12 protein-coding genes and 1 pseudogene are annotated in these 14771 nt (G+C 69.9%); 3 read left to right on the forward strand and 10 right to left on the reverse strand.

Annotated features, from left to right (window positions below):
- Positions 1-33 precede the first annotated feature (33 nt).
- The 3 genes from PSS76_RS21545 to PSS76_RS21555 form a co-directional block, all read right to left on the reverse strand.
- Positions 34-336, reverse strand: coding sequence for a hypothetical protein (locus PSS76_RS21545; protein ID WP_005513673.1), 303 nt, complete (start codon positions 334-336; stop codon positions 34-36).
- 148 nt (positions 337-484) lie between these two features.
- Entirely contained in the window at positions 485-1072 is a 588-nt protein-coding gene (locus PSS76_RS21550) for a transglycosylase family protein (RefSeq protein ID WP_005513675.1), read from the reverse strand.
- A gap of 346 nt (positions 1073-1418) precedes the next feature.
- Entirely contained in the window at positions 1419-2123 is a 705-nt protein-coding gene (locus tag PSS76_RS21555) for a hypothetical protein (RefSeq protein WP_013415800.1), read from the reverse strand.
- Between the two features lie 17 nt (positions 2124-2140).
- Here PSS76_RS21555 and PSS76_RS21560 point away from each other — a divergent pair, with 17 nt between their 5' ends.
- Positions 2141-2392, forward strand: a complete 252-nt coding sequence (locus PSS76_RS21560; RefSeq protein WP_041674166.1) for a hypothetical protein — start codon at positions 2141-2143, stop codon at positions 2390-2392.
- A gap of 3 nt (positions 2393-2395) precedes the next feature.
- Here PSS76_RS21560 and PSS76_RS23930 read toward each other — a convergent pair whose 3' ends face one another.
- The 4 genes and pseudogenes from PSS76_RS23930 to PSS76_RS21575 form a co-directional block, all read right to left on the reverse strand.
- Entirely contained in the window at positions 2396-3325 is a 930-nt protein-coding gene (locus tag PSS76_RS23930) for a substrate-binding domain-containing protein (protein ID WP_372478543.1), read from the reverse strand.
- A gap of 45 nt (positions 3326-3370) precedes the next feature.
- Positions 3371-4390 (reverse strand): annotated as a pseudogene (locus tag PSS76_RS23935) (ABC transporter permease); the annotation flags it as partial.
- Positions 4387-5880: a sugar ABC transporter ATP-binding protein gene (locus tag PSS76_RS21570; RefSeq protein ID WP_013415798.1), complete on the reverse strand. Its 1494-nt coding sequence runs from the start codon at positions 5878-5880 to the stop codon at positions 4387-4389. The gene PSS76_RS21570 and the pseudogene PSS76_RS23935, both read right to left, overlap by 4 nt.
- A complete protein-coding gene (locus tag PSS76_RS21575; protein WP_238781914.1) occupies positions 5877-6851 on the reverse strand; it encodes a ribokinase in 975 nt (324 codons plus the stop codon). Before PSS76_RS21575 ends, PSS76_RS21570 begins: the two co-directional genes overlap by 4 nt.
- 184 nt (positions 6852-7035) lie before the next feature.
- Between PSS76_RS21575 and PSS76_RS21580 the strand changes: the two genes are divergently transcribed.
- The gene (locus PSS76_RS21580; protein ID WP_081206497.1) at positions 7036-8034 is read left to right on the forward strand and encodes a LacI family DNA-binding transcriptional regulator; all 999 of its coding nucleotides are present in this window, start codon (positions 7036-7038) and stop codon (positions 8032-8034) included.
- Positions 8035-8050: 16 nt separating this feature from the next.
- On the opposite strand, the gene PSS76_RS21585 is transcribed toward PSS76_RS21580, so the two are convergent.
- Entirely contained in the window at positions 8051-9244 is a 1194-nt protein-coding gene (locus PSS76_RS21585; RefSeq protein ID WP_049799613.1) for an aminotransferase family protein, read from the reverse strand.
- A gap of 177 nt (positions 9245-9421) precedes the next feature.
- Between PSS76_RS21585 and hrpA the strand changes: the two genes are divergently transcribed.
- On the forward strand, positions 9422-13363 hold the full coding sequence (hrpA, locus tag PSS76_RS21590) for an ATP-dependent RNA helicase HrpA (protein ID WP_337456609.1): 3942 nt from the start codon (positions 9422-9424) through the stop codon (positions 13361-13363).
- Positions 13364-13404: 41 nt separating this feature from the next.
- Here the strand turns inward: hrpA and nrdR are convergent, their stop codons facing one another.
- Entirely contained in the window at positions 13405-13893 is a 489-nt protein-coding gene (gene nrdR, locus PSS76_RS21595; RefSeq protein ID WP_013415794.1) for a transcriptional regulator NrdR, read from the reverse strand.
- A gap of 241 nt (positions 13894-14134) precedes the next feature.
- Positions 14135-14719 carry a LysM peptidoglycan-binding domain-containing protein gene (locus PSS76_RS21600; protein ID WP_013415793.1) on the reverse strand — a complete coding sequence of 195 codons (585 nt, stop codon included), beginning with the start codon at positions 14717-14719 and terminating at the stop codon, positions 14135-14137.
- Positions 14720-14771 lie beyond the last annotated feature (52 nt).

A 14771-nucleotide genomic window follows, 5' to 3' on the forward strand; every position in this document is an offset into this window, starting at 1 on the left:
AGACGCACCCCTGCCGAGACGCCGGGCGGCGGATCAGCTGCTGCTCCCGAAGCCGAGGGCGCCGGGAGCGAAGACCACTCGGTACCAGACGTCCTGAGCGGCATCGTAGGTGCAGGGTTCGAGGACGACCGCCCGCGAGGACTTCTCCATCGCGAGCGCCTTGTTGCACACGTACTCGGCGCTCTCGCCGGACGTCTCTGCGCGATACAGGGGTCCGATCCGCCACGGCGTCGCCTCTGCGGACGCGACCCCGAACGAGGCGGCGAAGGCCAGCGGTGCCGCCACCACGCCCAGCACCGCGGCCGTGCGTCGAACAGTACGAAGAGATCGCGTCACGAGAACTCCTTGGCGGTTGACAGCATCGGTGCCCCTACCGTCGCCGAGGACCGACCGATCGTTACGGCGTCGCGGCTTCGGATGCGACACAGCCCCGCCGGGAGGGGGACACCGGCGGGGCTGTGAGTTCGTGCGGCGCGGGGGCCGATCAGATGGACAGGGTCTGTCCGGGGAAGATGAGGTCCGGGTTCTGGACCTGCGCGACGAGGTTCGCGAGCGAGACGCCGTGGTTCTGCGCGATCTGGGACAGCGTGTCGCCCAGCTGGACGACGTAGTTGCCGACACCGGCGGGAACCGTCTGGGCCCACTCGGCGACCTGCTGCTGGACGGGAGCCGGCGCGGTCACCTGGGCCGGAGCCTCCTGTGCGATCGACTCGACCGAGCCGGTCGCGGTGCTGCCGCCCGTGAGGTACTGGCCACACACCGGCCACGCCCCGACACCCTGGCCGTCGAGGACGTTCTCGGCGACGCGGATCTGCTCGGCCTGGCTCGCGTTGCTGGCGCTGCCGGTGCCGCCGTAGGCCTCCCAGGTGCTCTGCGAGAACTGCAGGCCGCCGTAGTAGCCGTTGCCGGTGTTGGCCGACCAGTTGCCGGACGACTCACACTCGGCGACGCCGGACCAGTCATGGCTGCCCGCCGCAGACGCGGTGCCGGTTCCGAGCGCCAACGGGATCGCGACGACAGCGCCGGTGGCAACGACTGCGCCCATGGCGCGCTTGATGGTGAAGCTGGTCATTCGGGTAGATCCTCTCCGCTCCTGCCGGCGAGACGGCGTTCGCGCACCGACGTTGTCGGGCGGACTCGTGTCCATTTCACCGCTGCCCCCTCGAAGAATCGGGTGTCCGGATCGCGGGGACAGGTTCGTGCAGCGGCGATCCGGCGTGGTCCGTTGGTCTCGAACCGATAACGACCGTAGGCCACCGTCACGGAAAGGTCACGGCCCACAATTCCGGTACGCGCGTCCGAAAACAGGCCCCTACACGGCCCGTTCCCGCAGTTGCGTTCGGCGTGTCGGCAAGTCGACAGACCGGTCGTAATCCAGTCGTTATGTGATGATCGCCACGCGGATCAGGAGATCCAGGTCACTGGTCAACGGCGCCCGAACGCGCCCCCTGCCCTGCGGCGAGATCCTCCGCATCGAGCCGAACCGCGATCTCCGCACCCAACTCGACGCCCGGAGCCAGCGGCAGCCGGTCGCCACTCCAGAACCGCCCGGGGTCGTACCAGTTGGTGCGCCGGTCCTCGGTCAGCAAGCCCATTGCCGCGTACGTCGACGCGACCACCTCGGCGCAGTAGGCGCTCTCGAGGCCCGCGCTGTGCGGGCTGCTCGCCCGTCGCCGCAGGGACGGCATCCGGCCACCGAACCAGCGCGACGCGAGACGCACGGAGGACGGGAACGGAGTGCCGTCGAGGCGCGCGATGGTGCGCAGCAACGCGTCCTCCTGCTCACCGGTCACCGGCTTCGCCAGCTGGCGCAGCCATCCGCGCTGGCCGTAGCGCGCGCCCCACACCTGCACCGCCGCACGCAGATCGTGCAGCTGGACGCCGCGCTGGAACTTGCCGGTCCACATGTCCGGCAGGGACCGCCCCAGTTCGGCGTGCCACATGAGGGGCGGCAGATCGTCGAGCACGACGGACATGCCGACATGATTGACAGGACTGTTGGTGAGTGTCTGGATCGCCCGGTCGGCACCGGACTGCCCCCGGAAGATCCAGATGTCTCCCGTGCGAGTGACCTCGACCGCCTCGTCGAGGGTGATCTCCGATGAGTGCGTCTGCCGAATCATCCGCCTAGCCTAGAGCGATGCGCATCGACGGCAGGCATCTGTGGAAGACACTCGGGCTGGCGGGCGCGGTGGGTGTCGCCGCGACGGGAGCGCTCGCGATGCGCGCCGAACGACAGCGCCGCGCCTACACCCCCGACGAGGTGCGAGACCGGCTGCACACGCGGTTCGCCCGCGCTGCCGCAGACACGGACAGTCGCCGGACGGTGGATCTGACTCCCGTCAGACCCACTGTCCGGCAACGTCTCTCGCGCCTGTCGAAGCGGCGCTGATCGTCAGTTGTCGGTGGCTGTGACCACCCGCACCGGCACGCTGTGCACCGCGCCGGTCTCACTCGTGTCCGCGACCACCGAGTCGCCTGTCGCCTCGACGGACAGTCGTATGGCATCGACGCCGAGCACCGTCGGCTGCTGGGCCACATCGGCGTTCACGGTGCCCGCCTCGACTGCGGCCAATCCGTCCGGCGTGCCGTCGAAACCGACGATCTTGATCTGACCGCCGGCGCGGGGGCCGAGCGCCTTGACCGCGCCGAGCGCCATCTCGTCGTTGGCGGCGAACACCCCGCGGATGTCCGGGTTCGACTGCAGCACGTTCGACATCACGTCGAGCGCCTTGGTGCGGTCGAAGTCGGCGGGCTGCGACGCGACCACCGTGATGCCCGGATGCCGCGCGATCTCCTCGTCGAATCCGGTCTGCCGGTCGCGCGCCGCGGACGTGCCCGGCTTGCCCTCGAGCACCGCGACGGGGCCGGTGCCGACCAACTCGGCCAACTGCCTGGCGGCCAGTCGTCCACCCTCGACGTTGTCGGAGGCCACTGTCGTGACGACGAGGCCACCGCTCGGCGCGCGATCGAGCGCAATCACTGGGATGCCGGCCGCATTGGCGGCCTGGACGGACGGCACGACGGCATCGGAGTCGACGGGATTCACGACGATCGCATCGACACCGCGGGCGATCGCGTTCTGGATGTCGTTGGCCTGCCGGGACGGATCGGAACCGGCGTCGGTGACGGTCAGTTTCACGCCGAGTCGGTCCGCCTCCTCCTGCGCACCCTCGCGGACGTCGACGAAGAACGGGTTGTTCAGCGTCGACAACGACAGCGCGATCCGGGTGCCGGACGCGCCGCCACTGCGCTGGCGGTCGACGATCGCCCACCCCGCCGCGATCACGACGAGCACCAGCACCGCGGCACCGGCCTTGCGCACCGCCGGACTCTTCAGCGGTCCGCCGCCCTTGCCGCCGGTGCGGCGGCGCCGTCGCAGCGTGTCGAACAGGACCGCCGCGGCGATGACGGCACCGATCACGACCTGCTGCCAGAATGCGGAGACGTCGAGCAGGTTGAGTCCGTTGCGCAGGATCGCCAGGATCAACGCGCCGATCAGGGTGCCGACAGCGGTGCCGACGCCACCCGACAGGCTCGCGCCGCCGATCACCACGGCCGCGATCGCGTCGAGTTCGTAACCGGTGCCCGCCTCGGGTTGCGCCGACGCCAGCCGGGCCGCGAGCAGAATGCCGGCGACCGCCGCGAACAGCCCCGACAGCGCGTAGACCAGCACCTGTTGCCGGTTCACCCGGATCCCGGACAAGCGCGCGGCCTCGGCGTTGCCGCCGATCGCATACATCGCGCGACCTGCGTAGGTGCGGCGCAGGATCAGGCCGGTGGCGATCGCCGCGGCGATCAGCACCAGCACGGGATAGGGCAGGAAGCCGAACAACTCACCGCTACCGAGGGTGGCCAGCCAGCCGTCCACGGGGATGGGACGGCCGTCGGCGATCACCAGCGCGAGACCACGCGCGACGGACAGCATCGCGAGTGTCGCGATGAAGGGGGGCATCCGCCCGGCCGTGATGAGGATGCCCGACACCACCCCGGCCAGGACGCCCGAGGCCATACCGGCGAGCACCGCCAGCCACATGGGCACGCCTGCGGTCGTCGCGGTCCAGCCGGTGACGATGCCCGACAGCCCCGCGATCGAACCCACCGACAGGTCGATGCCACCGCTGACGATCACGAACGTCATACCGAAGGCGAGCACCGCCGTCACCGACGCCTGCACGCCGACATTGAGGAGGTTGTTCGTGGTGAGGAAGTCCCCCGACAGCAGCGCCAGCAGCACCACCAGGGCGACGAGGGCCGCGAGCGGGCCACCCGTGCCGCGCACTGACGTCACCCACCGCCACAGCGCTCCCCGGGAGGATGGGGGCGGCTCGCCCGCCGCCGACGTTCCCGCGCGTGCGGGATCGGTGTTGTTCTCGGGCACCGCCCTCATCCTTCCGTGACCGCGAGAGCCATGACGCTCTCCTGGGTTGCCTGGGTACCGTCCAGCTCGCCGCGGACTCGGCCGTCCGCCATCACGAGCACACGGTCGCTGAGCCCGAGCAGTTCGGGTAGATCGCTCGACACGACCACCACGGCGGTTCCGTCGGCGGTCAGTTCGGCGATCAGTTCGTAGATCTCCGCGCGGGCACCGACATCGATGCCGCGGGTGGGTTCGTCGAGGATCAGTACACGCGGCTTGGCCATCAGCCACTTGCCGATGACGATCTTCTGCTGGTTGCCGCCGGACAGGGTCACTGCCGGCTGTTCGGGTCCGTACACGCGGATCCCCATCCGCTGCACGGCGGTCCGCGCCTTCGCCGCCTGATCGTTAAGGTCGACCAGTCCGAGCCGGGTTCGGTCGCCGAGCGTGGCGAGTCCGAGGTTCTCCTCCACCGACGCGCCGAGTACCAGTCCCTGGCCCGCACGGTCCTCCGGCACCAGCGCGAGACCGGCCTCGTGCGCGGCGACGACGTCGCCGCGGCGCACCGGCCGGCCGTCGACGAGCACCTCGCCGCGGTCGTACCGGTCGGCACCGAAGATCGCCCGCACCACCTCGGTGCGGCCGGCGCCGACCAGGCCGCCGATGCCGACGACCTCTCCGGCGCGCACGGTGAGGTCGACGCCGTCGAATTCCCCGTCCCGGCCGAGACCGCGCACCTCGAGCACGACGTCGCCGATCTCGTTGCGGCGCGGCGGATACTGCTGCTCGATCGAGCGGCCGACCATGAGCCGCACCAGTTCGTCGACATCCGTGTCGGCGGGGACCTCCCCCACCTTCGCGCCGTCGCGCAGCACCGAGACGCGGTCCCCGATCTCGGCGACCTCGCCGAGCAGGTGCGAGATGAACACCACGCCGACGCCGCGGTCGGTGAGGCTGCGCACGATGTCGAACAGCGCGGTGACCTCGCCTCGGCTCAGCACCGCGGTGGGCTCGTCCATGATCAGGAAGCGGGTGTCGATGCTGAGGGCCTTCGCGATCTCGACCATCTGACGTCGGGCCACACCGAGGTCGCCGACAGTGGCGTCCACGTCCAGATCGAGTCCGGTGCGATCGAGCAATTCCCGAGCCTGGCGACGCATCGCGCGGGTGTCGACCAGGCCGAATCGGCGGGGAGGCCGGCCGAGGAAGATGTTCTCGGCCACCGTCAGATGCGGCACGAGTGCCATCTCCTGATGGATCGTCGAGATGCCCAGCGCCTCCGCGTCGCCGGGCCCGCGCAACCGCACGGCGGCGCCGTCCACCCGGATCTCGCCGGTGTCGGGCTGATGCACGCCGGCCATCATCTTGATCAGCGTGGACTTGCCGGCGCCGTTCTCGCCGAGCAGGACGTGCACCTCACCGCCGCGCACATCGAAGTCCACCGAATCGAGAGCTCGCACACCGGGGTACAGCTTGGAGACACCGTCCAGTTCCAGCCGTCCCGGCCGCGCGCCGCTCACGACCGGCTCCCCGCTCGCGCCGCGAGAACCTGTTCGCGGGTGGGCATCGCCGACTGCGCCCCCGCCGCCGTGACGGCGATCGCGGCGGCCTCCACCGCCCAGCGCACAGCGTCGTCGAGCGCCTCGCCGCGCACCAGCGCATCCGCGAGAGCACCGGTGAACGTGTCACCGGCCCCGGTCGGATCGACGACCCGCTCGACGGGAACCGCCGGTACCTCGGTGACCACGCCGCCCCGCACCAGCACCGCGCCGTCGGAGCCGAGGGTGACCACGACGGCCGCTGGTCCGGAGAGCCGGCCCGCCATCCGCGCGGCCTGCACCGACGTCGCCGGTTCGGTCTCCCCCGCGAGCAACGCCAGTTCCGAGCGGTTGACGATGAGGACGTCGACACGGCCGAGCACGTCGGCTGCGACCGGTCGCGCGGGCGACGGGTTGAGGACGACGGTGCCACCCGCGAGCGCGATCGCTTCCGCGACGGCGGCGTCGGGGATCTCGAGTTGGACCACGGTCACCAGCGCCCGCCGCAGGTCGTCGGCGGCCGTCCGCACCGCGGCGGCGTCGAGATCACCGTTGGCGCCGGCGAGCACCGTGATGCAGTTCTCGCCGGAGTCGTCCACCTGGACGACGGCGGCGCCGGTCCGGGCACCCGATCGTTCGCCGAGCCCCACCAGGTCGATGCCCTCGGCCCCCAACGCTTCTCGCACCGCGCGCCCGTCGGCGTCGTCGCCGACCGCGCCCACGAGCCCCACGCGTCGACCGAGGCGCGCGGCGGCCACCGCCTGATTCGAACCCTTCCCGCCGACGTGCTCGGCGGCGCCGATCCCCAACACCGTTTCACCGGGCGCAGGCAACCGCGGGACCCGGATGACGGTGTCGACGTTGACGGACCCCACGACGACGACTTCCGGCGACACCGACGGTGACGCACGGTCGGACACGTGCGGGCGCTGTGACGGTCGCGTCTGGGACATCGGGACGGCCTCTCGGTCGGATAGAGCTACTGCATCACGAACTGAAATCGTTTTCCGTGACGGCTCCCACGATGACGGAGTGATGCGCATTGCGTCAAGACGCTCGATGCGTACGTTGCGGTCTGGATTGCCGCCACATCCGGTAATCGTTTACCGTGACGTTTCCACGATCCCGAGGGGTTCCATGCGTGCCACTATTCGCGATGTCGCCGCGCGAGCCGGAGTGTCGGTCGCGACGGCCTCACGCGCGCTGTCGAGCGAGCGCGGCGTCCGCCCCGAGAACCGCGAACGCGTACTGGCCGCCGCAGCCGCGCTCGACTACCAGCCCAACATCCTGGCAGCGGCGCTACGCGGACGTACCACCTACACGGTCGGCATGGTGGTACCCAGCATCGGCAACCCGTACTTCGCGACGCTCGTCGAGGCGGTCGAACGCCAACTTCGCGACGACGACCGCAGCCTCCTGCTCGCCAACTCCCGCTACGAACCGCAGACCGAGCGCCGCCAGATCCAGGCACTGCTCGACCGCCGGGTCGACTCCCTGATCCTCGTACCCTGCGACCGCGCGGCCAGCCGGACCGCCACCGCGGACGCCGCGGCCCGGGTACCGACCGTGCAGGTCGACCTCCGGGTCGACGACCACGCCGGCAGCTCGGTCACGGTCGACAACGAGTTCGGTCTCCGGCTGGCAGTCGACCACGTCCTCGACCGCGGCGCCTCGCGTCCGGTGTTCGTGGGCGCCGAACCCGTCGACTCGTCCGCACAGGAACGACTCGACGGCTACCGGCAGGCGATCTCCCGACGCGGGTTCACCGATCCCGACGTCCTGCTCGGCGACTTCAGCACCGACTGGGGACGCGAGGCGGCCCGCCTCATCGTCACACGCGGCCCCCGACCCGACGCCGTGATCTGCGGGAACGACATGATCGCGCTCGGCGTGCTCGACGGACTGGCCGCGGCCGGGCTCACCGTCCCCGACGACATCCAGGTCACCGGCTTCGACGACACTCCGTATGCGGCGCTGTCGCGGCCGTCGCTCACCACGGTGCGCCAGCCGCAGGACGAGATCGCCGCGCAGGCCGTGAGACTGCTCGACGCCGCGGCCGCCCGCTCGGACGACCCGCCGCCACAGCGCATCGCGATCACCCCCACGCTCGTCGCCCGAGGTTCGACGCTGCCGTGACCTCGACCGGCCTCGATCAGCCGAGGGCGGCGCGCACGCCGGCAGCCATTTCGGCCACCTGCTCGTCGGTCATGACGAACGACGGCGAGAACTGCATCGCGCCCTGACCGGCCGCGCGGCCCGAGACTCCGTGCGCGCGGAGGGTTTTCACGAACGGCACCGCCTCTGCGGGATCGACCAACTGGACCGCCGCGACGGCCCCGAGCCCGCTGCGTACCTCCGCGACCCGGGGGTGCTCGGCGAGTGGCGCGAGATGCTCGTGCAGCGAGGACTCGAGCCGCTTCGACTCCGCCAGCAGATTCTCCCGCTCGACGATGTCGAGGTTCGCCATGGCGGCCGCGGCGGCGCCGGCGTGGCCGCCGTACGTGTAACCGTGCCGCCACCACACGCCACCGCCGAAGAAGGGTTCGGCCACCGCCGGCGCGACGAACACCGCACCCATCGGGACGTACCCGGAGGTCAGTCCCTTCGCGGTGGTGATCATGTCCGGTTCGAGACCGAACCGGGTGGACGCGAACCACGATCCGCCGATGCGCCCGAAGCCGGTGACGACCTCGTCGACGACGAACAGGATGTCGTGCTCACGGCAGATGTCGCGGACCTCGGTGAGATACCCCTCGGGCGGCGGGTAGATGCCTCCGGCGCCGATGATCGGCTCGCAGAAGAAGGCCGCGATCGCGTCCGCGCCCTCCCGCTCGATGAGTTCGAGCAGGCTCTTCGCGTCGTCCCAGCCGACGGTCCGGGCGTCGGGCATCAGTTCGCCGTAGCCCTCCCGATTGACCGGGATTCCGGCGAGGGCAGTTCCCGCCACGTGCATGCCGTGGTAGGCCTTCTGCCGTCCGACGATCAGCTTCTTCCCGGGACGGCCCATCTCGTTCCAGTACCGCCGGGCGAGCTTGGCGGCCGAGTCGACGGAGTCCGAGCCACCCGACGTGAAGAACACCTTCGATCCGGGCACCGGTGCGATCGCACCGAGCCGCTCGGCGAGGGCGACGGTGGTGTCGGAGGTGAAGTCACCGAAGTTCGAGAAGTGCGCCACCTTCGACAGCTGAGCGGCGACGGCGTCGGCGATCTCGGTGCGGCCGTGCCCGACGTTGGTGAACCACAGTCCTGCGGTGGCGTCGAGATAGCGGGTACCCGCATCGTCCCAGATGTAGGCGCCCTCACCCCGGGAGACGACGAAAGCGCCGTCGCGCTGTACCGCCCCCATGTCGGCGAACCCGTGCCACAGCGCTCCACTCACCACAGTGCTCCACTCATCCGAGACGTACTTCCCAGCTCCTCAGCGACTATGCCACGGTTCCCGCCCGGACCGCCCGGTCGCCGCGACGGCGGGCCGGTTGCAGCGAGAATTACCGTTGCGCGCTTTCGATAGGCTGTGCGGAGCATGTCGACATCACCTTCTGCAGCCGAGATCCAGACCGATCGCCGTGAGGCGAAGAAGCGTCTCGGTGCGCTCACGCTGCGCGACGAGCACCGGCTGCGCCGACGCCTCGATCGCGCCAAGTCCCCGTCCGCCCTCGCCGCCCTGAACGAGGAGATCACCGCGGCCGAGACGCGCATCGCGGGCCGACGCGCCCAGGTCCCGGCGATCACCTATCCCGAGGCGCTGCCCGTCACCCAACGCCGGGACGACATCGCCGCCGCCATCGCGTCGCACCAGGTGGTGATCGTCGCCGGCGAGACAGGCTCCGGCAAGACCACGCAGATCCCGAAGATCTGCCTCGAACTCGGCCGCGGAATCCGGGGCATGATCGGGCACACCCAGCCACGCCGACTCGCGGCCCGCACGGTCGCCGAGCGGATCGCCGAGGAGGTGGGCCGTGACCTGGGCGACACTGTCGGCTACACCGTCCGGTTCACCGACCAGGTCTCCGATTCCACCCTGGTCAAACTGATGACCGACGGCATCCTGCTCGCCGAGATCCAGCGCGACCGAATGCTCCGCCGTTACGACACGCTCATCATCGACGAGGCGCACGAGCGCAGCCTCAACATCGATTTCATCCTCGGCTACCTCAAGCAACTCCTCCCCCGCCGCCCGGACCTGAAGGTCGTCATCACGTCGGCGACGATCGATCCCGAGCGATTCGCCGAACACTTCGCGGTCGACGGTGTGCCCGCACCCATCGTGGAGGTGTCGGGCCGGACGTTCCCGGTGGAGATGCGCTATCGGCCGCTCACCGTCGAGGTGGGCGAGCAGACCTTCGACCGCGATCCCGTCGACGCCGTGTGCGAAGCGGTCCAGGAACTGTCGGCCGAGGGCGACGGCGACATCCTCGTGTTCCTCTCCGGTGAGCGCGAGATCCGCGACACCGCCGACGCGTTGCGCGACCGCAAGCTGCGGGGCACCGAGATCGTGCCGCTGTACGCGCGGCTGTCCGCGGCCGAACAGCACAAGGTGTTCACCCCGCACAGCGGGCGACGGGTGGTGCTGTCCACCAACGTCGCCGAGACGTCGCTGACCGTGCCCGGCATCCGATACGTCGTCGACCCGGGCACCGCGCGAATCTCGCGCTACTCGGTGCGGACCAAGGTGCAGCGCCTGCCCATCGAACCGATCTCGCAGGCGTCGGCCCGCCAGCGCGCCGGCCGCTGCGGCCGCGTCGCGGACGGCATTTGCATCCGGTTGTACTCGGAGGACGACTTCGAGGCACGTCCCCAGTTCACCGAACCGGAGATCCTGCGCACCAACCTCGCGTCCGTCGTGCTGCAGATGACCGCGCTCGGGCTCGGCGACATCGAGGCGTTCCCGTTCGTGGAGAAGCCCGACCCGCGCGCGATCCGCGACGGCATCGCACTGCTCGAGGAACTGGGTGCGATCGCGGCCGGCAAGCAGCCCGCGAAGGGTGACGGCCCGGTCCCGGCCGGCCCGCAGCTCACCGCCACCGGCCGCGAACTCGCCCAGCTCCCGGTCGATCCGCGGATGGCCCGGATGCTCGTCGAGGCGCACCGCAACGGGTGCCTGCACGAGATGCTGGTCATCGTCTCGGCACTGTCGATCCAGGACGTCCGGGAACGCCCCGCCGAGTTCCAGCAGGCCGCCGACGAGAAGCATGCGCGCTTCAACGTGGAGAACTCCGACTTCCTGGCCTACCTGAAGCTGTGGGAGTACCTGCGCGAGCAGCGGAAGGAGCTGAGCGGGGGCCAGTTCCGCAAGATGTGTCGCAACGAGTTCCTGCACTGGTTGCGTATCCGCGAATGGCAGGACCTGCACGGCCAGCTCCGTCAGATCGCCCGCGGCCTCGGCTGGGAGACATCCGGTTCCGGCTCCTCGCAGGCGTCGGAGACGTCGATCCACCAGTCGCTGCTGGCGGGACTGCTCTCGCACATCGGTCTGCGTGAGGGCGACAAGCGTGACTTCCTCGGCGCCCGTGGCAGCCGGTTCGCGATCTTCCCCGGATCTGGCCTGTTCAAGAAGCCGCCACGCTGGGTGATGGCCGCCGAACTCGTCGAGACGTCACGATTGTGGGCCAGGATGGCCGCCCGGATCGAGCCCGAATGGGCGGAGAAGCTGGCCCCCCACCTGGTCAAGCGCACCTACTCGGAGCCGCACTGGTCCACCAAACGCGCCTGCGCGATGGCCTACGAGCGGGTCACCCTCTACGGCGTCCCCCTCGTCACCGAGCGCCCGGTCACGTACAGCTCGATCGATCCTGAGGTGTCGCGCGAGCTGTTCATCCGCCACGCGCTGGTGCAGGGCGAGTGGCAGACGCAGCACAAGTTCTTCCACGCCAACCGGGCGCTGCTCGACGACGTCGAGGAGCTCGAACACCGTGCCCGACGCCGTGACATCCTCGTCGACGACGAGACGCTGTTCGAGTTCTACGACGAGCGGGTCGGCGCGGAGGCCGTGTCCGCCAGGCACTTCGACACGTGGTGGAAGAAGGCCCGCCGCGAGAACCCGAATCTGCTCAACTTCACCACGTCCACGGTCGTCAACGCCGAATCCGCCGCAGTCCTCGACGGTGACTACCCGGACGCCTGGCGTCAGGGCGACATCCAGTTCCCGCTGACCTACCAGTTCGAGCCCGGCAAGGACGACGACGGCGTGACGGCGCGGATTCCGGTCGCCCTGCTCGCGGGTTTGCGGCCGGTGGGCTTCGACTGGCTCGTGCCGGGTATGCGCACCGAACTCGTCACCGCGCTGATCAAGACACTGCCCAAACAGCTTCGCCGACAGGTGGTTCCGGCGCCGGACTTCGCTGCGGCCGCACTCGCCGCGGTGAAGCCCCGCTCGGAGTCCCTCGTGCACGCCCTGGCGCGGGAACTCTCCCGCCTGGGGAACTGCCGGATCGAACCCACCGACTTCGACGTCGCTTCGCTGCCGCCGCATCTGCGGATGACGTTTGCGGCAGTCGACGACGAGGGCAAGGTCCTCGGGCGGGACAAGAGCCTGACCGCGCTGCGCCGCGCGCTGGCACCCCGAGTCGAGGTGGAGGTGTCGAAGGCGACCGCGACGACGGAACGCAAGCCCGCGCTGGTGTGGACGGCGCAGACGCTGGGCACCCTGCCCTCGTCGGTGACCCGCGAGATCGGTGGCCAGAAGGTCACCGGATATCCGGCGCTGGTGGCCGAGGAATCCGGGGTCGCGGTACGGGTCCTCACAACGCCGAGCGCGCAGCGCGCGGCGATGCAGGCCGGTACCCGAGAGTTGCTGCTGAAGGCGATTCCGACGCAGGCCAAGTCGGTGACGGGTGGCATGAGCAACATCGACCGACTCGCCCTCGGGCAGAACCCGGACGGCAGCTTCGACGCACTGCTCGAGGACTGCCGCGCCTGCGCGGTCGACGAGCTGATCGCCGAGAACGGCGGACCTGTTCAGGACCCCGCCGCATTCGAGGAACTCAGCGGCAAGGTGCGCGCCCAGTTGGCCACCCGGGTCGCGCGGCTACTTCGAATGCTCCTCCCGTCGCTCACCGAGGCTCATCGACTGTCGACGATCCTCGATCGCAGTTCCGGGGAGGCGGCCGACGACGTACGCGAGCAACGGGAATCGCTGCTGTTCCCCGGGTTCGTCACGGAGTTGGGGTCCAAGCGACTGCGCGAGCTGCCGCGGTACCTCGCGGCAGCGTCGTTGCGCCTCGAGTCCCTGCCGGGCAGCGCCCAGCGGGACCGCGTCGGGATGGACGCGCTCGACCGCGTCTATGCGGCGTACGACCGGATGCTGTCGGCGTTGCCCGAGGAACGCCGCGGCGACGACGACGTCAACGAGATCCTCTGGAAGATCGAGGAACTGCGCGTGAGCCTGTTCGCCCAGTCCTTGGGCACTGCGATACCGGTCTCCGAGAAGCGGGTCCTCAAATCGATCGACGCCATCCGGCGCTGATCGGTGCCCGGCCCGGGTGCGCCTTGCTCGTTTCGCCTTGCCTACTCGGCGGCGTCGGACTCGGCCAGGTCGCTGCCGCGATCGTCGCGATGCGCACGCAGGTCCTTGATCTCGCGTTCGAAATCCTCGGCCGAACTGAAGGACCTGTACACCGACGCGAAACGGAGGTAGGCGACCTCGTCCAGATCGCGAAGCGGCCCGAGAATGGCCAATCCGACCTCGTGGCTGGGAATCTCGGGCGATCCGGCGGCCCGAACCGCGTCTTCGACCTGTTGCGCCAGCAGATACAGCGCATCGTTGTCGACCTGGCGACCCTGGCACGCGCGTCGCACGCCCTGCACTACCTTCTCCCGGCTGAAAGGTTCGGTGACGCCGCTCCGCTTGACCACCGAGAGCACTGCGGTCTCGACCGTGCTGAAACGGCGTCCGCACTCCGGGCAGGATCGCCGCCGGCGGATCGCCGCCCCCTCGTCTGCCTCACGGGAATCGACCACGCGTGAATCGGGATGCCGGCAGAACGGGCAGTGCATGGTGAATCCTTCGTGGCCATCGTGGCCGCTGGATTGCTCCTCGATCGCCGCGGGGACCAGCAGAACCGGTCCGTGCAAGGGAGACGCGATATCGACGCGACCACGCGAGGTGGTGGGACTGACAGGATCCGAGGATACCCGCCCGACCGGTCCGGGCACCGACTCACGGGTAACCGCACCCGCCGGCCGCAAACCCGAAGGGTGCGTGGTGCCCACACATGCCTTGTGCGGCCTCACCGCGTCAGCCCCCGTGCGAGACGGGGCTGATCAGGATCTGCCCCGGACGAACTTCGGCGCCCGACATTGCATTCAACTCGACGATCCGGTCGACCACCTGGGCGACGGGCGCCTCGGGCGCCACCCGCGCCGCGACGTCACCGAGGGACTCCCCGCGACGAACCTGCACCGAATCCGTCGAGGTCGGGACCGAATCCGTCTGAGCCATCCTCAGGTTGGCGATCGCATCGAGGCCGGCGACCACGCCGGCGGTGATGACGAAGGTCGCGACGACGGCGGACAGTCCCGACGTCGCGCGCTTGCGGCCGTGGGACGGGCCGGCCGCCCGGGACACCTGCGTGCCGGCGTTTCCGTGCCGAGGCGCCGAGCCGTAATGCACCGCACCCGCCGCCGGGCGTGTGGTGTTGCGCTGCCGCTGCTGTCCGCGCGACCCCGTCGACACGAATGTATCGACCGACCGGACGCCCGACGCTGCCGGACGCCGCTCGATCTCGATTCCCGATGCGTCGGCCCGCACGTACACGGCACGCCCCCTGGTCACCTCCCCGAACGCTCGTGTCGTCCGCTGCTGCGAAAGTGCCGTACCCATCCGAACCCTCCTGCGAATCGTCGAATCGTTGCAGCTCGCCGTGCTGTCGGAG

Origin of the sequence: Prescottella sp. D32 (genome assembly GCF_037287305.1) — a bacterium.
Classification (GTDB): Bacteria; Actinomycetota; Actinomycetes; order Mycobacteriales; family Mycobacteriaceae; genus Prescottella; species Prescottella equi.